Below are 21,307 nucleotides of genomic sequence, written 5' to 3'. Positions count from 1 at the left end.
TATCCGGTCCGGGTCCACGCCTTGGAGCCGCGTCCACCCGATGAGATGACGCGGACGGGCGGGAGCCGGTGGGAGGCTGTCCGCCGTGACGTCACCCGGTGAACTCGAACGGACCTTGCGGAAGAACCTGCGCGGAGAGGTGGACTTCGGCGCCGCCGCCCGGGCCCTGACGACGATGGACGCCTCGAACTACCGCCGCGTCCCGGTCGGCGTGGTCTCCCCCCGCGACGCCGAGGACGTGGCCGCCGCGCTCGCGGTGTGCGCCGGGGCCGGGGTCCCCGTCGTCCCGCGCGGCGGCGGCACCTCCATCGCGGGCCAGGCGACGGGCGTCGGCGTCGTGCTCGACCTCACCCGCCACATGAACGCCCTCGTCTCCCTGGACCTGGCCGCCCGCACCGCCGTGGTCCAGCCCGGCCTGGTCCTCGACCGGCTGCGGGACGCGGCCCGCCCGCACGGGCTGACCTTCGGGCCGGACCCCTCCACGCACTCCCGGTGCACGCTCGGCGGCATGATCGGCAACAACGCCTGCGGGGCCCACTCCGTGGCCTGGGGCACCACCGCCGACAACGTCGCCGAGCTGGCGGTGACGGCGTACGGGGGCTCCTCCCACCGGCTCGGCACGGGCTGGGAGGGCGCGCCGGACGGGCTGCGGGAGCTGGTGTCGCAGAACCTGGCCGTCCTGCGCACCGGCATGGCGGGCGGCCCGGCCGACGGTTTCTCGCGGCGGATCTCCGGCTACGGGGGCCTGGACGCGCTGCTCCCCGAGCGGGGCACCGAGGTGGCCCGGGCGTTCTGCGGGAGCGAGGGCACGCTCGGGGTGGTCACCGAGGCGCTGGTACGGCTCGTGGAGCTGCCGGCCGCCCCGGCGCTGGCCGTCCTCGGGTACGCCGACGAGAGCGCCGCGGCGCAGGCCGCGGCGGGGCTGCTGGGGTACGGGCCGCTGACCGTGGAGGGGATGGCGGCCGACCTCGTGGGCGGGGCCGCCGCCGGGCTGCCGCGCGGCGGGGCGTGGCTGTTCGCGGAGATGCGCGACGAGGGCGCCGCCCGCGCCCTCCTACGGGCCTCCGACGCGGTGGACGGCCTGCTGCTCACCGACCCGGCGGCGCAGCGGGCCCTGTGGCGGATCCGCGAGGACGCGGCGGGCACGGCCACCCGGATGCCCGACGGGACCATGGCCTGGCCGGGCTGGGAGGACTGCGCGGTACCGCCCGCCCGGCTCGGCGCCTACCTGCGGGAATTCCGGGCCCTGCTGGCGGAGCACGGGCTGCGCGGATCCCCGTACGGTCACTTCGGCGAGGGCTGCGTGCACGTGCGGATCGACTTCGACCTGGTGACGCCGCCGGGCGTGGCCCGCTTCCGGGCCTTCTCCTCGGACCTCGCCGACCTGGTGGTCGCGCACGGGGGCTCCCTGTCGGGGGAGCACGGAGACGGGCAGGCGCGGGCGGAGCTGCTGCCGCGGATGTACGGGCCTTCGGTGATCGGCCTCTTCGAGTCCTACCAGCGGGTCTGGGACCCGGCGGGCGGCATGAACCCCGGGATCCTGGTCCGCCCGGCCCGCCTCGACGAGAACCTCCGCTTCGCGGTGCTCCCGGCGTCACCGCTGGCGGGGGAGGTGGCGCGGTGCGTCGGCGTCGCGAAATGCCGCTCGACGGAGGTCGGGGGGCCGGGGGTGATGTGCCCGTCGTACCGGGCCACGGGGGAGGAGCGCCACTCCACGCGGGGGCGGGCCCGGTTGCTGCACGAGATGCTGGCCGGGGAGATCGTGACCGACGGGTGGCGTTCGGCGGAGGTCGCCGAGGCGCTGGATCTCTGCCTCGGCTGCAAGGGCTGCCGCAGCGACTGCCCGGTGGGGGTCGACATGGCCTCCTACAAGGCGGAGTTCCTCCACCACCACTGGGCGGGCCGGCTGCGCCCGCTCTCCCACTACGCCCTGGGCGGGCTGCCCGGCTGGCTCCGCCTGATCGCCGCGCTGCGGCTGGCGCGGCCGGTGAACCTCCTCTCGCGCTTCCTGCGCGTCCCGGGCCTGGAGCGGTCCCGCCCCTTGCCCCTGCTGGCCCGGACCCCGTTCACCCGCGGGTGGCGCGCGGCGGTCCGCTCCGCGGGCTCAGGTCCCCTACCCGCCCTTCCCCCGTTCCCCGGGCTCCGCCCGGACCCGTTGCCGCGCGCGGCACCGTCGCCGGGGGCCAGCCCCCGGACCCCCGCTCCTCAAACGCCGGAGGGGCTGGGTTTGCCGGAGGGGGCGGGTTTGGCGGAGGGGGCGGGTGTGCCGACGGGCCCGGGTGTGCCGGAGGAGGCGGGTTTGCCGACGGGCCTGGGTTTGCCGACGGGGGCGGATGTGCCGGAGGGCCCGGGTTTGCTGGAGGGGACGGGTGTGCCGGAGGGCCCGGGTTTGCTGGAGGGGGTGGATGTGCCGGAGGGCGCGGATGCGCCGACGGGCCCGGGTTTGGCGGAGGGGGCGGGTTTGCCGACGGGGGTGGAATTGCCCTCCGGGCAATCGGGCCCGTCGGGAGGCGCGCGTACGGGCCGACGTCGGCCAGATCCAGCCCCGCCGGCGTTTGAGGCGCGGGGTCTGGGGCGGAGCCCCAGGGGGGCCGGGGCGCAGCCCCGGGGAACGGGGGAAGGGCGGGGCGGGGACAGCCGCCCGCAGGGCACGCCCGCGCCGGGGGCCGCGCTCGGGACGGCTCCGGTCGTGACGGTGTGGCCGGACACGTTCACGGAGTACCTCGCGCCCGAGGCCGGCCACGCCGCAGTCCGGGTCCTGCGGGCCGCCGGCCTGGAGACGACCGTCCCGACGGGCCGCGTCTGCTGCGGGCTGACCTACATCTCCACCGGCCGCCTGGACGCCGCCCGCAGGGTCCTGCGCCGCACCCTGGACGCGATGGACGCCGCAGGCGACCCGCCGGGTCCCGTCACCGTCCTCGAACCGAGCTGCGCGGCAGCGCTCCGCACCGATCTGCCCGCCCTCCTCCCGGAGGACCCCCGCGCACCCCGTCTCGCAGCGGCCGTCCGAACCTTCGCCGAGACCCTGGAGGAGTACGCCCCGCACTGGCAGCCGCCCCGCCTCGACCGGCCGGTCGCCGGCCAGACCCACTGCCACCAGCACGCCGTCCTCGGCGACGCCGCCGACCGCCGGCTTCGCGAGCGCGCCGGGCTGAGGGGGGAGCTCAGCGGCGGCTGCTGCGGCCTCGCGGGCAACTTCGGCTTCGAGCCCGGCCACCACGAGGTCTCCGTGGCCTGCGCCGAGGAACAGCTCCTGCCGTCGCTGCGGGCGGCCGCGCCGGGTACGGAGGTGCTGGCGGACGGGTTCTCCTGCCGGACCCAGATCGCGCAGCTGGCCGGCGGCCGGGCCCGCCACCTGGCGGAGGCCCTGGCGGAGGGCTTGCAGGCGACGCCGCCGGAACCGGACGTACACCAGATGTAAGGCAAAACACGGACGCATGGTCCTTACCCACCCCCTAATCTGGATAAATGCCCGCACCTTCCTGCCCCACGAGCACCCCCACGACCACCGAGCCCGCGCGAGCGACGGCAACGCCAACGGCAACGGCAACCGCCCCCGCAGACGGCTCCTTCCGGGCCCGCTTCGGCCCCGTCGCCCTGGTGGTCACGGCGGGCGTCTCGGTGCAGTTCGGCGCCGCCCTCGCGGTGATGCTCATGCCGCGGGCGGGCGCGGCCGGCGTGGTCACGCTGCGGCTCGCCGCGGCCGCGGTGGTGCTGCTGCTCGTCTGCCGGCCCAAGGTGCGCGGGTACTCCCGCTCCGACTGGTCGACCGTGGTGTGGTTCGGCGTGGCCATGGCCGGCATGAACGGTTTCATCTACCAGGCCATCGACCGCATCCCCCTCGGCCCCGCCGTCACCCTGGAGGTGCTGGGTCCGCTGGTGCTCTCCGTCGTGGTCTCCCGCCGCCTGCTGAACCTGCTGTGGGCCGGGCTGGCGCTGGCCGGAGTGGTCCTGCTGTCCACTCACGGCGGAGGCGGCCTCGGCGGGCTCGACCCGCTGGGCGTGGCCTTCGCCCTCGCGGCGGGCGGCATGTGGGCGGCGTACATCGTGTTCAGCGCGCGGACCGGCCGCCGGTTCCCGCAGGCGGACGGGCTGGCGCTGGCGATGGCCGTGGCCGCCGTACTGTCCCTGCCGCTCGGCGTGATCGAGGCCGGCTCGGCCCTGCTGCGCCCCAGCACCCTGCTCCTGGGCCTCGGCGTGGCGCTGCTGTCCTCGGTCCTGCCCTACACGCTGGAACTGCTCGCCCTGCGCCGGCTCCCGGCGCCGACCTTCGCGATCCTGATGAGCCTGGAGCCCGCGATCGCCGCGACGGCCGGCTTCCTGATCCTGAACCAGGCGCTGTCGGCGCTCGACGCGGCGGCGATCGCGCTGGTCATCGTGGCGAGCATGGGCGCGGTCCGCTCGCAGACCCGTCTGCAGAGCAGTCCGAAGAGCAGCCTGAAGAGCAGTCGACGGAGCCGTCAGCGGAACTGATCGTAGAAGCCGGTCTTGAGCTGCAGTGCCCCCTCCTCGATCTCCCTGAAGGCGGCCGCCCCGGCTGACCCCTCAGCCCGGCCGAGGAGCTCGGTCACCCGCGCGGCCAGCCGGTCGGAGTGGGTGTCGGACAGCATGGACACCGTCGCGAGCGAGTGCGTCTTCGCGTCGTGGACCAGGTGCGGGTAGTAGAAGCGCGAATGGTTGCGGCCGCCGCCCTCGCTCGTGAACAGCGGGCCCATCCGTTCCCACAGCCGCCCGTACTCGACGGAGACCAGCACCTCGCCCCAGAAGCGGAGGAAGGTCAGCAGCCGCAGATCGGCGTCGGCGTGACCGCCCGCGTCCGCGATCAGTGCGAGGGTGCCGGTGATGGCGCGCTTCGTCGCGGCCGTGGGCCTCGACGCCACCAGGGCCTCCCTGGACACTCCGAGCCGGCGCAGGTCCTCCGTCATGTCCTCGCGGTGCGAGGGCGCGTGCCCCGTGGCCCCCGGGTACTCCTCGCGCAGGATGATCCGGGCGATCCGCAGCCCCTCCTCATCGCGCAGCAGGTCGATAGCCAGGTCGTAGGACGGGGTGAAGGCGAGTGATACGAAGCGCCGCTGGAGCAGGAGCGCGGTGAAGTCCTCGTCGGGCAGCCGGGTGATGTTCGCAAGGACCGGATGCTTCTCGAAGCGTTCGATCAGCCCGTTCTCGAAGCCGTCCAGCTCGTGCAGCCCGTCCTGCCGGCCCGGAGTGCCCACGTCGTGCATGGCCGTACCTTTCAGTGGATCTGGATCTGAATCTGGGTCTGGATCTGGGTCTGGGTATGGCTTTTGGGTCTGGCTCTCGGGTCGGGATCACCAGCTGATGTTCCTGAGCGACTCGCGCCAGTCGGGGAGCGCCACGTCGCGGCCGATCTCCCACAGCGTGTTCAGCTCCTTCTGGACCTGCCGTCCCATCGTGGTGTCACCGCCGTCGATCTCGGTCTGGGCGGAGTCCACGGCCAGCTGGCCGTGCAGGAACGAACTGACCAGAAAGTGCTCGTCGGCCTTGTGTACGGCGATGGACGGCAGGGAGTTGTACACCCGCACCCTGAGCAGGGCCCGTCCCGTCGGCCCGACCGCCCTGTGCAGCTCCGCGAGGCCGGCCAGACACATCTCCACCCGGGCCTTCACGTCGAGCGCGAGGGCGGGGTCGCGTACGGAACGCAGTGCCTCGTCGCGCAGTCCCGCCACGGGGGAGGACGGGTACAGGAGCATGATGCGCACCGGGACACCGTGGTCCACCAGCGCCTTCTCCAGCGAGGGCTGGAGGTGAACCAGGTTGGGGATGAAGGTCTGCAGGATGGCCACCTCCTGGGTGGCGCCCTCCACGAACGCGTTGAACTCCACGTCGGGGAACTCCGCGTGCACCCGGATCACGCCGAGGTAGTTCTCCTGCTTGAGCTGCTGCGCGACGGTGTCGATGTCCAGCTTGGCGAGCTGCGCCTGAAAGCTGCTGTCGAGCCGGGCGACCTGCGTCCTGAGGGTGTCGTCGAGGCGGGTGACCTGCGCCTCGACCGTCTCGTCCAGGCCGGTGATCCGGTCGCTGAAGGTCGCGCTCAGCGCGGTGACCTGGTCCTGGACCACGTCGAGCTTGCGCAGGCGGTCGATCTCCAGGAGCAGGAACACGGTGACCGTGCTCAGGATGAGCAGGGTCACCTTGGGAAGCGCACCGCCGGGAGCGAGTGCGTCGAGCCACCCGAAGAGGTCCGCGATCAGGACCACGACGCCCGATATGGACATCAGGGCCAGCGCGATCCGTTCCACCCGATAGCGAACGTCGACACTCATGTCGCTCCAGCCCCCGTGCCCGGTACCTCGTACCGCGTACCTCGTGCCGTCGTGGTCGGCGATGACGCTATACCGACTCCCGTTGTTCCAGGGAGGTTTGAGGGGTCTGGAGGGGTGGGGTGGGGTGAGTTCAGGCCAAGCCGGTCCGGCCCGGTCGGTTCCGCTCCGGTCAGTTCCGGATGACGTCGCCGGCCGGCCGGGGCGTCACGTCCGCGTGCTGGACGTTCGCCTCGACGTGGGTCGACCCGGACACCCGGTCCGCGACCCAGGCGGAGAGCGAGAAGCCGGAGCCCGAGTCGGTGGAGTCCCCGTCCGGGAAGTCCTGGCCCCAGCCGCCGGCCACGGCCACACCCAGCGCGAGGGCGCTCAGGGCGGCGGTCGCGAAGTACATCCGACGAGTCGTCATGCGGGGAGCATCCCAGCCGCCCCGCACCGGAGGGAAGACCCCGCACGAAGGGTCCGTGGCCAGCTGTCCGTGGCCCGTTCTCAACCCTGCTGGTCCGAGCCCGAGCGCGAGCCCGAGCCCGCATCCCCCGCCGTCCCGTAGCGGGCCGCCGTGGCGGCGGCGGCCGCGCCGATGCGCCGGCGCAGAGCCGCCGGGGCGAGTACCTCCGCCTCCGCACCGAGCCCCAGGAACTGCGCCTCCGCGTGGTCCTGCGACTCGATCGGCAGCACCGCCCGGGTCCACCCGGGCAGTCCGGGGTCCGGGGTCCCGGTGGCGGCCAGGGCCCTGGCCTGGACACCGGTCAGCCGGGAGGCCGCGCGCGCGGAGACCCGTACCTCCGCCTCCTCCGGGTACAGCCGCTCGTGGAACTCCGCCTGGCTGCGCCGCCAGTGGGCCGCCAGCTCGAAGCCGGCGGGGAGCGCGCAATGCGCGCCGGTCTCCCGTACGGCCAGGATCTGGTCCACCCGGTAGGTGCGCGGGGGGCTCGGCGTTCCCTCTGCGCCCTCCGTTCCCTCCGCGCCCCCCGTGCCCTCCGCGCGCTCCGCCTCTGCGCCCTCCGCGCCCTTCGCCTTCGCCTCCGCCTCCGTCGTGCCCGCGACCAGGTACCAGCGCCCCGCCTTCAGGACCAGCCCGTACGGGGCCAGTCGCCGGTCCACCTCGTGGGGTTCCTTCCAGCGCCGGTACCGGACCTCGACGACCCGCCCCCGCCACACCGCGTCGGCGATCCGCCCCAGGTGCGGGGTCTCCTCGTGCTCCGCGTACCAGCCCGGCGCGTCCAGGTGGAACCGCAGCCGCATCCGGTCGGCCTGCGCACGCAGCTCCGCGGGCAGGGCGGCGCGCAGCTTCAGCTGGGCGGTGGACAGGGCGCGGCCGAGGCCGAGTTCCGCGGCCGGTCCCGGCATCGAGGTGAGGAAGAGGGCCTCCGCCTCGCCCGGGGCCAGCCCGGTGAGGCGGGTGCGGTAACCGTCGAGGAGCTGGTAGCCGCCGCTGTGCCCGGCGTCGCCGTACAGCGGGACACCGGCGGCGGCCAGGGCCTCCGCGTCGCGGTAGACCGTACGGACCGACACCTCCAGCTCCTCGGCGAGCTCGGCGGCGGTCATCCGGCCGCGGGTCTGGAGCAGGAGCAGGATCGAGAGCAGCCGGCTGGACTTCACTGGGACTTCACTGACACATGGTGTCAGTGAAGTCCTCCTACGGTTCCCCCATCAGCGCAGAACAGCGCAGAACAGCAGAGAACAGCAGAGAACAGTTGTTGGGGAGACCGCACATGAACGACTTCGACTTCCTCGTCGGCACCTGGGACGTGTCCAACCGGTGGCTCGCCGACTTCCTGGACGCGGACAGCGGCTGGGAGGCGTTTCCGGCGGTGTCCCGCGTCACCCGCCACTTCGACGGCGCCGCGAGCTTCGACGAGATCGAGTTCCCGACGAAGGGATTCGCGGGGCTGACCCTGCGGCTCTACGAGCCCGAGCACGAGCGGTGGACCCTGAACTGGGTCAGCCGCCGGACCGGAACGCTGTTCCCTCCCGTCACCGGACGGTTCGACCCGGCCACGGGGACGGGCGTCTTCGAGGGCGAGGACACCCATGACGGCAAGGCCGTCCTGGTGCGGTTCGTGTGGTCGCGGACGGAGACGGACTCCCCGCGCTGGGAGCAGTTCTTCTCGGCCGACGGGGCCGAGACCTGGGTCCACAACTGGACGATGGACCTCAGCCGCCGGGCGGCCGGCGCCCTCGCTTGATTCCTTCTGCGCCCGGCTGCGTGTCAGAGGAGCCCGAGCGGCCCGAGGGCCGAGCTCAGTCCGTCCGGCCGCTGCGCGACGGCAGGTGCTCGACCAGTCGGACCGGGCAGCCCAGCGCCGCGGCCCCCGCATCCGCGACGGCGTCGTCGCCGACCATGAGCACGTCCGCGGGCGCCGCCCCGAGGGCTTCGCAGGCGATCCGGAACAGGCGGGGGTCGGGCTTCTGGACCCCGTGTTCGAAGGAGAGCACGTACGCATCGACGAACCGGTCGACCCCGTGGGCGCGGAAGACGGGCCGCAGGTCCCAGCCGATGTTGCTGACGACGGCGACGGGGACGCCCCGTTCACGCAGGGCGGCGAGCGTGGCCGCGGTGTCGGGGTAGGGCCGCCAGGCCGCGGGGACCCGGTGCCGCTCGTAGAGGGCGTCGGCCAGCTCCGCGGAGGGCAGCGGCACCTCCCGAGCGAGGGCGGTATAGGCGGCCCGGTGCTGCGCGGGGCTCAGGTCCCGCTCCCGCCACAGCGGCTCCAGCCGGGCCGGCAGCCGTCGCGGCGACGCGCCGCCGGGAAGGGCGCCCGCCTCTTCCAGCAGGGCGGCGCAGGCGATGAGTTCGGCTTCGGGCAGGTCGATTCCGGCGTCCGCGACGATCGCGCGCAGCCAATCCTCGGTGGGCTCGACGCGGAAGAGGGTGCCGGAGAAGTCGAACATCACGCCTGTGACGGCGCCCGCGAGCACGCCCACGTCGCTGCCCGCTTCCCTGCCCACGCCCCTGCCCGCTTCCCTGCCCACGCCCCTGTCCGCGTCCCTACCCACGCCCCTGTCCGCGTCCCTGCCCACGTGTTTACCCACGCCCCCGCCCGCGTCTCTACCCGCGTCGCTGCCCACGTCGCTGTCCTTGCGCTCGGCCATGACGTGGATCCTCGCCGCGGGCCCACGTCCGTGCAAGCCCCCTCCGCTCGGCGAGTGGTCGCCCCAAGTCCCCGGCCTGCCACCCCCGTTCGCGTCCGCCAAAAATAATGCAAGCACGCTTGATTGTTTTCGTGGCGGCTGCCACGCTTCCCCTCACGCCGAGAAGGGGAGCGCACCCGTGCCCGATCCGTCCGCTGTCGAGAACGTCTTCGCCGTCTTCGCCGATCTCCGCGAGGAGGGGCGGGAACTCGACTCTCTGGTCGGGGAGTTGCCCGCCTCCGACTGGGCGAAGCCCACGCCCGCGCCCGGATGGAGCCTCGCCCACCAGATCGCCCACCTGCACTGGACCGACCGGGCCGCGCTGCTCGCCCTCACCGACGCCGCTGCCTTCGCGGGGCTCGTCGAGGAGGCCCTGAAGGCCCCCGACTCCTTCGTCGACGCGGGCGCCGAGGAGGGGGCCGCGCTGGCTCCCGCCGAGCTGCTCGCCCGGTGGCGGGGCGGCCGGGCCGCACTCGACGAGGCCCTCGCCGCGGCCTCGCCCGACGCCAAGTTCCCCTGGTACGGGCCGCCGATGAAGGCCGCGTCGATGGCGAGCGCCCGCCTGATGGAGACCTGGGCACACGGCCAGGACGTGGCCGACGCGCTCGGGGTGCGCCGCGTACCGACGGCCCGGCTGCGGCACGTGGCGCGGATCGGGGTGCGGGCGCGCGACTACGCGTACGCGGTACGGGGACTGCCCGCGCCGGCGGGGGAGTTCCGGGTGGAGCTGACGGCTCCGGGAGCCCGCGCCGAGGTGTGGACGTACGGCCCCGAGGACGCGCCGCAGCGGGTCACCGGCCCGGCGCTCGACTTCTGCCTGCTGGTGACCCAGCGCGCCCACCGCGCCGACTTGGCCCTGACGGCGTCCGGCCCCGACGCCGACCGCTGGCTCGACATCGCCCAGGCCTTCGCCGGCCCGGCGGGCCCGGGGCGCGCGCCGGGGGCCTCCCGGTGACCCGGCGCCCCCTGCTGATCGGCAACGCGTCGGGCTTCTACGGAGACCGCTTCGACGCCCTGCGCGAGATGCTGACGGACGGCCCCCTCGACGTACTGACCGGGGATTACCTGGCCGAGCTGACCATGCTGATCCTGGGCCGCGACCGCCTGAAGAACCCGGAACTCGGCTACGCCAAAACCTTCCTGCGCCAGTTGGAGGAGTGCCTCGGCCTCGCCCACGAGCGGGGCGTACGGATCGTCGTGAACGCGGGCGGCCTGAACCCGGCGGGACTCGCCGGAGCGGTCCGCGCGCTGGCCGCGAAGCTGTCCGTCCCCGTCGCGGTCGCGCACGTGGAGGGCGACGACCTGATGCCGTACCCGCTGCTGCCGTCGGGGGAGGGCGCGCTCACCGCGAACGCCTACCTGGGCGGCGCCGGGATCACGGCCTGCCTGCGGGCGGGCGCGGACGTCGTGGTGACCGGCCGGGTCACCGACGCGGCGCTGGTGAGCGGGCCCGCGGCATGGTGGTTCGACTGGGCTCCGGACGACCACGACCGGCTGGCGGGGGCGGTGGTGGCGGGCCACGTACTGGAGTGCGGCACCCAGGCCACCGGCGGCAACTACGCCTTCTTCACCCGGCACGACGTGTCCCGGCCGGGGTTCCCGCTGGCGGAGATCGCGCAGGACGGCTCGTCGGTCATCACGAAGCACGCGGGCACGGGCGGAGTCGTCTCCGTCGGCACGGTCACGGCGCAACTCCTCTACGAAACCCAGGGAGTCCGCTACCTCGGCCCCGACGTGACGGCCCGCCTGGACACGGTCCGGCTGACACAGGCCGGCCCGGACCGCGTGGCGATCTCGGGCACCCGCGGGGAAGCCCCGCCCGCCACCCTCAAGGTGGGATTGACCCGCATCGGCGGCTGGCGCAACGAGGTCGTCTTCGTCCTGACGGGCCTGGACATCGACGCGAAGGCGGCCCTGGTGCGGGAGCAGTTGGCCCCGCTCCTGTCCCCGGTGGCCTCCACCGTGTGGACGCTGTCCCGCACGGACCACGAGGACGCGGAGACGGAGGAGACCGCGAGCGCGCTGCTCCGCCTGGTCGTCCGGGACCCGTCCCCCGACCGGGTGGGCCGCGCCCTGACCTCGGCGGCCATCGAACTGGCCCTGGCCAGCTACCCGGGCTTCCACGTCACGGCCCCGCCGTCCCCGGCCCAGCCGTACGGAGTCTTCGACGCGACCACCGTCCCCGCCCGGGAGGTCCCCCACACGGCAGTCCTAGCGGACGGCACCCGAGTGACGGCAAATCCAGCGGCGGCATATCCAGCCCCTCCGGCGTTTGAGGAGCGGGGGTCCGGGGGCGGAGCCCCCGAAGGGGTCCGGGGCGCAGCCCCGGTTTCGGGAAGGGGCGGGGTGAGGGAAAGCCCCGCAGGGCCCACCACCCCCGAGCCGCAGGCCCTGGCCACTCCCGAGCCGCAGGCCCTGGCCACTCCCGAGCCGCAGGCCCTGGCCACTCCCGAGCCGCAGGCCCTGGCCACTCCCGGGCCGCAGGCTCCGGCCGCCCCCGGGCCGGCGGCGCCGCCGACGGTGCCCACCGCCCCCACCCGCAGGGTCCCGCTGGGCACCATCATCGGAGCCCGCAGCGGCGACAAGGGCGGCGACGCCAACGTCGGGCTGTGGGCCGAGAGCGACCCCGCCTGGGAATGGCTCCACCGCACCCTCACCGTCGCCACCTTCAAGGCCCTGCTCCCCGAAACAGCCCCACTGGAAGTGACCCGCCACGCACTCCCCAACCTCCGCTCCCTCAACTTCACCATCACCCGGATCCTCGGCGACGGCGTGGCCTCCGGCCACCGCTTCGACCCCCAGGCCAAGGCCCTGGGCGAATGGCTCCGCTCCCGCCACGTGGACATCCCCGAAGCCCTGCTGCAACCGCCCGCGGAGACTCCCGCACCCCTGCCGGGGCCGCCCGCTGGGACTCCCGTAGCCCTGCCGGGGCCGCCCGCGGGGACTCCTGCACCCCTGCCGGGACCGCCCGCGGAGACTCCCGTACCCCTGCCGGGACCACTCGCGGGGACTCCCCTAACCCTGCCGGGTCCGCCCGCGGAGATCCCCGTGCCCACCACCACCCCGGAGGGGACCCCGTGACCCGCCTCAAGAGCGCCGTCGACCCGCTCGCCCCTGAGCACGCGCAGGCCCGTACCGCCACCCTGGAACGCCTCGCCGAGCTCGATGCCGTGCACGCCACCGCCCTCGCCGGCGGCGGCGAGAAGTACACCGCCCGCCACAAGACCCGCGGCAAGCTCCTCGCCCGTGAGCGCGTCGAGCTGCTCCTCGACCCGGACACCCCGTTCCTGGAGCTGTCCCCGCTCGCCGCCTGGGGCAGCGACTACCCGGTCGGCGCCTCCATGGTCACCGGCATCGGCACCGTCGAGGGCGTCGAATGCCTGGTCACCGCCAACGACCCCACCGTCCGGGGCGGCGCCTCCAACCCCTGGACGCTCAGGAAGGCCCTGCGGGCCAACGAGATCGCCCGCCAGAACCGGCTCCCCTGCATCAGCCTCGTCGAGTCCGGAGGTGCCGATCTCCCCTCCCAGAAGGAGATCTTCATCCCGGGCGGCGCCATCTTCCGCGACCTCACCCGGCTCTCGGCCGACGGCGTCCCCACCATCGCCGTCGTCTTCGGCAACTCCACCGCCGGAGGCGCGTACATCCCCGGCATGTCCGACCACACCATCATGATCAAGGACCGCTCCAAGGTGTTCCTGGGCGGTCCGCCGCTCGTCAAGATGGCCACCGGCGAGGAGAGCGACGACGAGTCCCTCGGCGGAGCCGACATGCACGCCCGGACCTCGGGCCTCGCCGACTACTACGCCCTCGACGAGCACGACGCCATCCGCCAGGCCCGCCGCGTCGTCGCCCGCCTCAACCACCGCAAGGCCCAGCCCGATCCGCCGCGCGCCGAAGAACCCCTCCACGACCCGGAGGAACTCCTCGGGATCGTCCCCGCCGACCTCAAAACCCCCTTCGACCCCCGTGAGGTCATCGCCCGCATCGTCGACGCCTCCGACTTCGACGAGTTCAAGCCCCTCTACGGCACCAGCCTGGTCACCGGCTGGGCGAGCCTCCACGGCTACCCGGTCGGCATCCTCGCCAACGCCCAAGGAGTGCTGTTCAGCGCGGAATCGCAGAAGGCGGCCCAGTTCATCCAGCTCGCCAACCAGCGCGACATCCCGCTCCTGTTCCTCCACAACACCACCGGCTACATGGTCGGCAAGGAGTACGAGCAGGGCGGCATCATCAAGCACGGCTCGATGATGATCAACGCGGTCTCGAACTCGAAGGTCCCCCACCTCTCCGTCCTCATCGGAGCCAGCTACGGAGCCGGCCACTACGGCATGTGCGGCCGCGCCTACGAGCCCCGCTTCCTCTTCGCCTGGCCCAGCGCCAAGTCCGCGGTCATGGGCCCCGCCCAGCTCGCCGGAGTGCTCTCGATCGTCTCCCGCCAGTCCGCGGCCGCGAAGGGACAGCCCTACGACGAAGAGGCCGACGCCGGCATGCGCGCCTTCGTGGAGGCGCAGATCGAGTCCGAGTCCCTGCCGATGTTCCTGTCCGGACGGCTGTACGACGACGGGGTCATCGACCCCCGCGACACCCGCACCGTCCTCGGCCTCTGCCTGTCGGCCGTCCACAACGCCCCCGTCGAGGGCGCCCGTGGCGGCTTCGGCGTCTTCCGGATGTGAGCCCGCACATGAACCCGCACGCGAACCCGACGACGACCGCGCCCATGACCTCGCCCATGAGCGCGGCCATGGACCCGGCCATGACCTCGCCCACAAACCTGACCTCCCTCCTCGTCGCCAACCGCGGCGAGATCGCGGTACGCGTCTTCCGCACGGCCCGTGCGCTGGGCCTGGCCACCGTCGCCGTCCACTCCGACCCCGACGCGGACGCCCTGCACGTCCGCACGGCCGACGCGGCCGTACGGCTGCCCGGCGCGGCCCCCTCCGACACCTACCTGCGCGGCGACCTGGTCATCGCGGCCGCCCTCGCGGCGGGCGCCGACGCCGTCCACCCCGGCTACGGATTCCTCTCCGAGAACGCCGACTTCGCCCGCGCCGTCAGCGCCGCCGGTCTCACCTGGGTCGGCCCGCCGCCCGAGGCCATGGAGGCCATGGCCTCCAAGACCCGGGCCAAGGACCTGATGCGCGCCGCCGGGGTCCCGCTGCTCGACCCCGTCGACCCGCACGCGGCCACCACCGCCGACCTCCCGCTGCTCCTCAAGGCCGCGGCGGGCGGCGGCGGCCGCGGGATGCGGGTGGTCCGGGACCTCGACTGTCTCAAGGAATCCCTCGAAGCCGCCTCCGCCGAGGCCCAGTCCGCCTTCGGTGACGGAGAGGTCTTCGCCGAGCCCTACGTGGAGCGCGGCCGCCACGTCGAGGTGCAGATCCTCGCCGACTCCCACGGCACCGTCTGGGCGCTCGGTACCCGCGACTGCTCCCTCCAGCGGCGCCACCAGAAGGTCATCGAGGAAGCCCCGGCGCCCGGCCTGCCCGAGGCCCTGCGCGCCACCCTGCACGAGGCCGCCGTGGCCGCCGCCCGCGCGGTTTCGTACGAGGGCGCGGGCACGGTGGAGTTCCTCGTCACCGCCGACGGCCGCCCGTACTTCCTGGAGATGAACACCCGCCTCCAGGTGGAACACCCCGTCACCGAAGCGGTCTTCGGGATCGACCTCGTCGCGCTGCAACTGCGGATCGCCGAGGGCGCCGCCCTCCCGCTGCACCCGCCCACGCCCGCCGGACACGCCGTCGAGGCCCGGCTCTACGCCGAGGACCCGGCCCAGGACTGGCGTCCGCAGACCGGGACCCTGCACACCCTCGCCGTGCCCGGCGAGGTCCGCGTGGACACCGGTTTCACCGACGGGGACACCGTCTCCATCCACTACGACCCCATGCTCGCCAAGGTCGTCGCCCATGCCCCGACCCGCGCCGAGGCGGTCCGTGCCCTGGCGCACGCCCTCGCCGGAGCCCGGATCCACGGACTGACCACCAACCGCGAGCTCCTCGTAGGCTCCCTGCGACACCCGGAGTTCGCGGCCGCACGGCTCGACACGGGCTTCTACGAGCGCCACCTGCCCGCCCTCACCGAGGCCGCCGCGGACGACCCGGCCCCCGTGCTCAGCGCGCTCGCCGCCGCCCTGGCCGAGGCCGCCCCCGACCCGGACGCCCGGCTCGCCACGCGCCTCGGCGGCTGGCGCAACCTCCGCTCCCAGCCGCAGAGCCGCCGCTACACGGCCGCCGGGACCGAGCACGAAGTCCGCTACCACCCGTCCCGCAGCGGCCCCCCGGAACTCCTCGACCACCCCGGCGTGCGCATCCTGTCCGCCACGCGCCACCTGGTGACCCTCGAAGTGGACGGCGTCCGGCGGCTGTTCCACGTGAAACAAAAATCGAACACGACGTACGTGGACTCCGTGCTCGGCTCCCAATCCCTGACCCCCATCCCCCGCTTCGCGGACCCGCAGGACCGCACCGAACCGGGCTCCCTGCTCGCCCCCATGCCCGGCACCGTCGTCCGCGTCGCCGAGGGCCTCGCCCCCGGCAGCCCCGTCACCGCCGGGCAGCCCCTGCTCTGGCTGGAGGCCATGAAGATGGAGCACCGCATCCTCGCGCCCGCCTCCGGCACGCTCACCGCGCTCCACGCCGTCACCGGCCAACAGGTCGAATTCGGCGCCCTGCTCGCCGTAGTCCAGGAGGAAGCATGAGCTCCACCCCCGGCACCACGACCCTCGAAACCGAAGAACACCAGGCCCTGCGCGCGGCGGTCGCCGCCCTCGGCCGCAAGTACGGCCGCGAGTACCTCGCCCGCACCGCCCGGGAGGGCGGCCACCCCGACGAGCTGTGGGCGGACGCGGCCAAACTCGGCTACCTCGGGGTCAACCTCCCCGAGGAGTACGGCGGCGGAGGCGGCGGCATCGCCGAACTGTCCATCGTCCTCGAAGAACTCGGCGCAGCGGGCTGCCCGCTCCTCATGATGGTGGTCTCGCCCGCCATCTGCGGCACGGTCATCGCCCGCTTCGGCACCGAGGCCCAAAAGCAGGCCTGGCTCCCCGGCCTCGCCGACGGCACCCGCACCATGGCCTTCGGCATCACCGAACCCGACGCCGGCTCCAACTCCCACCGCATCACCACCACCGCCCGCCGCGACGGCGACGACTGGATCCTCACCGGCCGCAAGGTCTTCATCTCCGGCGTGGACATCGCCGACGCCACCCTCATCGTGGGCCGCACGGAAGACGCCCGGACGGGCAGCCTCAAACCCTGTCTCTTCATCGTCCCCCGCGAAACCCCCGGCTTCGCCTACACGCCCATCGACATGGAACTCCAGGCTGCGGAGAAGCAGTTCGAGCTGGTCCTCGAAGACGTACGCCTCCCCTCCTCCGCCCTGGTCGGCGACGAGGACGCGGGCCTGCTCCAGCTCTTCGCGGGCCTCAACCCCGAGCGCGTCATGACCGCAGCCTTCGCCATCGGCATGGGCCGCTATGCCCTCGCCCGGGCCGTCGACTACGCGAAGACCCGCCAGGTCTGGAAGGCCCCCATCGGCGCGCACCAGGCCATCGCGCACCCCCTGGCGGCCGCCCACATTGACCTCGAACTGGCCCGCCTGATGATGCAGAAGGCGGCCCACCTCTACGACGCCGGCGACGACATGGGGGCGGGCGAGGCCGCGAACATGGCGAAGTACGCAGCGGGGGAGGCCTGCGTCCGGGCGGTGGACCAGTCCGTCCACACCCTGGGCGGCAACGGCCTCACCCGCGAATACGGCCTGGCCGCGCTGATCGTCGCCTCCCGAGTGGCCCGGATCGCCCCGGTCAGCCGCGAGATGATCCTCAACTTCATCTCCCACCAGACCCTGGGCCTCCCCAAGTCCTACTGACCGAACTCCGGTGCCGTTGCCGCTGCGCGGGGCGGGGAGTCCCCTACCCGCCCTTCCTCCGTTCCCCGGGGCTCCGCCCCGGACCCCGCTCCTCAAACGCCGGAGGGGCTGGATTTTCGCCGGTGTCAGCCATATCCAGCCTCGCCGGCGTTTGAGGCGCGGGGTCTGGGGCGGAGCCCCAGGGGGTCCGGGCAGCGCCCGGGGAACGGTGGAAGGGCGGGTCGGGGAACTTCGCCGCGCGCAGCGGCAAGGGTCGCAGCGGGGACTCCGCCCCGCAGGGCCACCCACCCGCAGCCCACCGGAGCCCGCCGCAGGCGACCCGCATACCCTCCCCGGAGGGGATCCCGACCGAGCCGACCACCCCCTCCGGAGGAGACATGCCCCCACTGGTCCACGCCGCGCGAACGCCCGGCCTCGCCACCCTCACCCTCGACTCCCCGGCCAACCGCAACGCCCTCTCCGCCACCCTGGTCCAAGAACTCCGCGCAGCCCTCGCCACCGCGGCGGCGGAACCGTCCACCCGGGCCGTGGTCCTCACCCACACCGGCACCACCTTCTGCGCCGGCGCCGACCTCAAGTCGCCCTGCGACCCGGCCGACTTCCTGGCCCTGCTCCGGGAGATCGCCGAACTCCCCAAGCCCGTCGTCGCCCGCGTCACCGGCCACGTCCGCGCGGGCGGCCTCGGCCTGCTCGGCGTCTGCGACATCGCCGCCGCCGGGCACGGGTCCACGTACGCCTTCACCGAGACCCACCTCGGCGTGGTCCCGGCCGTGATCTCGGCGCCGCTGCTCCCGCGCCTGGACCCCCGCGCCGCGGCCCGCTACTTCCTGACGGCAGAGGTCTTCGACGCCGCCGAAGCCACCCGCATCGGCCTGCTCACCCTCCACACCACCGACGCGGACGTCGACAAGGTGCTCGCCCCCGTCCTGGAAGGCCTCCTCAAGGCGGGCCCCGAGGCCCTGGCCGCGACGAAACGGCTGGTCACCGCCCCGGTACGGGCCGCCCTGGAGCGGGACGGAGCAGCTCTCACGGAGCTGTCCGCCCGGCACTTCGCCTCCGCCGAGGCCCGCGAGGGCATCACCGCCCGCTTCGAACGACGGGACCCGTCATGGCTCAGCTGACGGAGACGGGACCCAAGCAGGCCCGCAGCCGGGTCACCCGCCGCCACCTCCTCGAAGCGGCCGTCTCCTGCCTCGCCGAACAGGGCTGGGCCGGATCCACCGTCGCCGTGGTCGCCGAGCGCGCCGGCGTCTCGCGCGGGGCGGCCCAGCACCACTTCCGCACCCGCGAGGAACTGTTCACCGCGGCCGTCGAGTACATGGCCGAGGTGCGCTCGACCGCACTGCTGGACCTGTTCCCGCGCGGCGGTACCGCCGCGGCCCGCGCCGACGTGGTCGGGGCGCTCATCGACCTGTACACCGGCCCGATGTTCCGCGCAGCCCTCCAGCTGTGGGTCGCGGCCTCCCACGAGGAGCAGCTGCGGCCCCGCGTGGCCGAGCTGGAGGCCCGGGTCGGCCGCGAGACCCACCGCATGGCCGTGGAACTCCTGGGCGCGGACGAGTCCGTACCGGGCGTACGGGAAACCGTGCAGGGCCTGCTCGACATGGCCCGCGGCCTGGGCCTGGCCAACGTCCTCACCGACGACACCGCCCGCCGGGCGCGGGTGGTCGCCCAGTGGGCCCGCATCCTGGACTCGGAACTGGGCTGAGACCGCCCCCTCCACCTCTCCGGAAACGCGGCGGGCGCCGCACCCCCGAGGGGATGCGGCGCCCGCCACGAGCGGCGGCCCTGTGCGGGGGCAGCCGACGCGGTCGCGCACTCAGGCGGACTCAGGCGGTCTCCGCCAGTCTCGGGCGGATTCAGGCGGTCTCCGCCATGTCCGCGTAGCCGGCGATCTCGCGCGGGTTGCGCACACCCGGCCCGGTGTAGCGGGCCGAGGGGCGGACCAGGCGGCCCGTGCGCTTCTGCTCCAGGATGTGCGCGGACCAGCCGGCGGTACGGGCACACGTGAACATCGAGGTGAACATGTGCGCCGGGACCTCCGCGAAGTCCAGCATGATCGCGGCCCAGAACTCCACGTTCGTCGCGAGCACCCGGTCGGGACGGCGCGCGTGCAGCTCCTCGAGGGCTGCCTTCTCCAGGGCGGCGGCGACCTCGTAGCGCGGGGCGTCCAGCTCCTTGGCCGTACGCCGCAGCACGCGGGCGCGCGGGTCCTCGGCGCGGTAGACGCGGTGGCCGAAGCCCATCAGCCGCTCGCCCTTGTCCAGGGCCTTCTTCACGTACGCCACGGCGTCGCCGGTGCGCTCGATCTCCTCGATCATGCCGAGGACGCGGGACGGCGCCCCGCCGTGCAGCGGCCCGGACATGGCGCCGACGGCCCCGGACAGCGCGGCCGCGACATCGGCACCCGTCGAGGCGATGACGCGCGCGGTGAAGGTCGAGGCGTTCATCCCGTGCTCGGCGGCGGAGGTCCAGTAGGCGTCGACTGCCTTGACGTGGCGCGGGTCGGGCTCGCCGCGCCAGCGGATCATGAACCGCTCGACCACGGACTCGGCCTTGTCGATCTCGCTCTGCGGGACCATCGGCCGTCCCTGGCCGCGCGCGGACTGGGCGACGTACGACAGCGCCATCACGGCCGCCCGCGCCAGGTCGTCGCGCGCGGTCTGCTCGTCGATGTCGAGGAGCGGTTTCAGACCCCACACGGGGGCGAGCATGGCGAGCGCGGACTGCACGTCGACCCGGATGTCACCGGAGTGCACCGGGATCGGGAAGGGCTCGGCGGCCGGCAGGCCGGGGTTGAAGGCACCGTCGACCAGCAGGCCCCAGACGTTCCCGAAGGAGACGTGGCCCACGAGGTCTTCGATGTCTACGCCCCTGTACCGGAGCGACCCACCCTCCTTGTCGGGTTCGGCGATCTCCGTTTCGAACGCGACGACTCCCTCGAGACCGGGTACGAAGTCGGACATCAGGCGGCTCCTCAAATAGTGCGAACACGCGCGGCTCCCGGCGTGATTCGCGGTCCGGCGCGGTCATCCCCGTTGATGCCCGGCACGGCCGATGGTCATCCGTTCGGGACCGTCGGACCGGCCCCAAGATTTTGTACGTTCCGCTTGGCGCGGGGAAGCGTGACATACGGCACAGTCCCGGACGCGCCGCTGCGGCAGGATGGCCGCGTGACCGATCAGCACCCTGACCCTGCCGACATGCGCAAGCAGTACCGCTCCCAGCTCGTCGCCGAGGAAAGCCTCGCCGAGGAGCCGATGGGCCAGTTCGCGCGCTGGTTCCGCGACGCTGCGGAAGCGAACGTCTTCGAACCCAACGCGATGGTCGTCGCCACCGCAACCCCGGACGGCCGCCCCAGCTCGCGCACGGTCCTGTTGAAGCAGTTCGACGAGCGCGGATTCGTCTTCTTCACGAACTACGACTCCCGCAAGGGCCGCGAACTGGCCGCCAACCCCTTCGTCTCCCTGCTCTTCCCCTGGCACCCCATCGCCCGCCAGGTCATCGTCACCGGCACGGCGACCCGTATCGGCCGCGACGCGACGGCGGCGTACTTCCGCTCCCGCCCCCACGGCTCCCAGCTGGGCGCCTGGGCCAGCGAACAGTCCACGGTGATCGCCTCCCGCGCGGAACTGGACCGCCGCTACGCGGAACTGGAAGCCCGCTACCCCGAGGGCGAACAGGTTCCGGTTCCCCCGCAGTGGGGCGGCATCCGCGTGGTCCCCGACGCGGTGGAATTCTGGCAGGGCCACGAAAACCGCCTCCACGACCGCCTCCGCTACGTCCTGGAGGAGGAGAAATGGCGCGTGGAACGCCTCTGCCCGTGACCCCGTAGGGGCCCGCACACGCAGACGACCCGCGAGCTCGGGTTTCCCCCCTGCAGTGGGGGAAGCCGGCCGGACGTACCGGCGAGCTCGCGGGTCGGGTGACTGCTTGGGATTGGCGCCAGGCGTTCCCGCCGGGCACCGCACTGGGTGCGTGCGACAGCGGGCGCTTTAGCCCGCAGCCACCTCACGCGTCCG

At 73.6% G+C, this 21,307-nt stretch carries 17 protein-coding genes; 11 read left to right on the top strand and 6 right to left on the bottom strand.

The window, feature by feature from the left end:
- The first annotated feature begins 85 nt into the window (after window positions 1-85).
- Together MTF69_RS30415 and MTF69_RS30410 are read left to right on the top strand one after the other, a co-directional pair.
- Window positions 86-3,421: an FAD-linked oxidase C-terminal domain-containing protein gene (locus MTF69_RS30415; protein ID WP_374324350.1), complete on the top strand. Its 3,336-nt coding sequence runs from the start codon at window positions 86-88 to the stop codon at window positions 3,419-3,421.
- A gap of 47 nt (window positions 3,422-3,468) precedes the next feature.
- The gene (locus MTF69_RS30410) at window positions 3,469-4,473 is read left to right on the top strand and encodes a DMT family transporter (RefSeq protein WP_243339388.1); all 1,005 of its coding nucleotides are present in this window, start codon (window positions 3,469-3,471) and stop codon (window positions 4,471-4,473) included.
- Here the strand turns inward: MTF69_RS30410 and MTF69_RS30405 are convergent.
- The 4 genes from MTF69_RS30405 to MTF69_RS30390 form a co-directional block, all read right to left on the bottom strand.
- The gene (locus tag MTF69_RS30405; RefSeq protein ID WP_243339387.1) at window positions 4,461-5,222 is read right to left on the bottom strand and encodes a hypothetical protein; all 762 of its coding nucleotides are present in this window, start codon (window positions 5,220-5,222) and stop codon (window positions 4,461-4,463) included. The two genes, MTF69_RS30410 and MTF69_RS30405, sit on opposite strands and share 13 nt — an antisense overlap.
- A gap of 87 nt (window positions 5,223-5,309) precedes the next feature.
- Complete coding sequence (locus MTF69_RS30400) at window positions 5,310-6,284, bottom strand: hypothetical protein (protein WP_243339386.1); 975 nt, start codon at window positions 6,282-6,284, stop codon at window positions 5,310-5,312.
- 169 nt (window positions 6,285-6,453) lie between these two features.
- The gene (locus MTF69_RS30395) at window positions 6,454-6,690 is read right to left on the bottom strand and encodes a hypothetical protein (RefSeq protein WP_243339385.1); all 237 of its coding nucleotides are present in this window, start codon (window positions 6,688-6,690) and stop codon (window positions 6,454-6,456) included.
- An 80-nt stretch (window positions 6,691-6,770) separates the two neighbouring features.
- The gene (locus MTF69_RS30390; protein ID WP_243339384.1) at window positions 6,771-7,883 is read right to left on the bottom strand and encodes a YafY family protein; all 1,113 of its coding nucleotides are present in this window, start codon (window positions 7,881-7,883) and stop codon (window positions 6,771-6,773) included.
- A 113-nt stretch (window positions 7,884-7,996) separates the two neighbouring features.
- Between MTF69_RS30390 and MTF69_RS30385 the strand changes: the two genes are divergently transcribed.
- The gene (locus MTF69_RS30385) at window positions 7,997-8,470 is read left to right on the top strand and encodes a hypothetical protein (RefSeq protein WP_243339383.1); all 474 of its coding nucleotides are present in this window, start codon (window positions 7,997-7,999) and stop codon (window positions 8,468-8,470) included.
- 55 nt (window positions 8,471-8,525) lie between these two features.
- Here MTF69_RS30385 and MTF69_RS30380 read toward each other — a convergent pair whose 3' ends face one another.
- Entirely contained in the window at window positions 8,526-9,233 is a 708-nt protein-coding gene (locus MTF69_RS30380) for an HAD-IA family hydrolase (protein WP_308401473.1), read from the bottom strand.
- A gap of 322 nt (window positions 9,234-9,555) precedes the next feature.
- On the opposite strand from MTF69_RS30380, the gene MTF69_RS30375 reads away from it, so the two are divergent.
- The 7 genes from MTF69_RS30375 to MTF69_RS30345 all read left to right on the top strand — a co-directional run bounded on the left by MTF69_RS30375 (window position 9,556) and on the right by MTF69_RS30345 (window position 18,993).
- Window positions 9,556-10,371 (top strand): TIGR03084 family metal-binding protein, encoded by an 816-nt coding sequence (locus tag MTF69_RS30375; protein ID WP_243339382.1) that lies wholly within the window; start codon window positions 9,556-9,558, stop codon window positions 10,369-10,371.
- 68 nt (window positions 10,372-10,439) lie between these two features.
- Window positions 10,440-12,497, top strand: a complete 2,058-nt coding sequence (locus tag MTF69_RS30370; RefSeq protein WP_374324364.1) for an acyclic terpene utilization AtuA family protein — start codon at window positions 10,440-10,442, stop codon at window positions 12,495-12,497.
- On the top strand, window positions 12,494-14,092 hold the full coding sequence (locus MTF69_RS30365) for a carboxyl transferase domain-containing protein (RefSeq protein ID WP_243339380.1): 1,599 nt from the start codon (window positions 12,494-12,496) through the stop codon (window positions 14,090-14,092). The genes MTF69_RS30370 and MTF69_RS30365 overlap by 4 nt, the downstream gene beginning before the upstream one ends.
- A 44-nt stretch (window positions 14,093-14,136) precedes the next feature.
- Window positions 14,137-16,113 (top strand): biotin carboxylase N-terminal domain-containing protein, encoded by a 1,977-nt coding sequence (locus tag MTF69_RS30360; RefSeq protein ID WP_374324361.1) that lies wholly within the window; start codon window positions 14,137-14,139, stop codon window positions 16,111-16,113.
- Entirely contained in the window at window positions 16,110-17,285 is a 1,176-nt protein-coding gene (locus MTF69_RS30355) for an acyl-CoA dehydrogenase family protein (protein ID WP_243339379.1), read from the top strand. Before MTF69_RS30360 ends, MTF69_RS30355 begins: the two co-directional genes overlap by 4 nt.
- A gap of 377 nt (window positions 17,286-17,662) precedes the next feature.
- Complete coding sequence (locus tag MTF69_RS30350; protein ID WP_243339378.1) at window positions 17,663-18,406, top strand: enoyl-CoA hydratase family protein; 744 nt, start codon at window positions 17,663-17,665, stop codon at window positions 18,404-18,406.
- Window positions 18,394-18,993: a TetR/AcrR family transcriptional regulator gene (locus tag MTF69_RS30345; protein ID WP_243339377.1), complete on the top strand. Its 600-nt coding sequence runs from the start codon at window positions 18,394-18,396 to the stop codon at window positions 18,991-18,993. Before MTF69_RS30350 ends, MTF69_RS30345 begins: the two co-directional genes overlap by 13 nt.
- 151 nt (window positions 18,994-19,144) lie before the next feature.
- On the opposite strand, the gene MTF69_RS30340 is transcribed toward MTF69_RS30345, so the two are convergent.
- Window positions 19,145-20,251: a citrate synthase 2 gene (locus MTF69_RS30340; protein WP_243339376.1), complete on the bottom strand. Its 1,107-nt coding sequence runs from the start codon at window positions 20,249-20,251 to the stop codon at window positions 19,145-19,147.
- A 237-nt stretch (window positions 20,252-20,488) separates the two neighbouring features.
- On the opposite strand from MTF69_RS30340, the gene pdxH reads away from it, so the two are divergent.
- Window positions 20,489-21,112 (top strand): pyridoxamine 5'-phosphate oxidase, encoded by a 624-nt coding sequence (gene pdxH / locus MTF69_RS30335; RefSeq protein ID WP_243339405.1) that lies wholly within the window; start codon window positions 20,489-20,491, stop codon window positions 21,110-21,112.
- The last annotated feature ends 195 nt before the right edge of the window (window positions 21,113-21,307 follow it).

Origin of the sequence: Streptomyces sp. AP-93, assembly GCF_022808175.1 — a bacterium.
Taxonomy (GTDB): Bacteria; Actinomycetota; Actinomycetes; order Streptomycetales; family Streptomycetaceae; genus Streptomyces.
The sequence above is the reverse complement of the archived record's forward strand: the minus strand, read 5'-3'. Positions and strand labels throughout refer to the sequence as shown.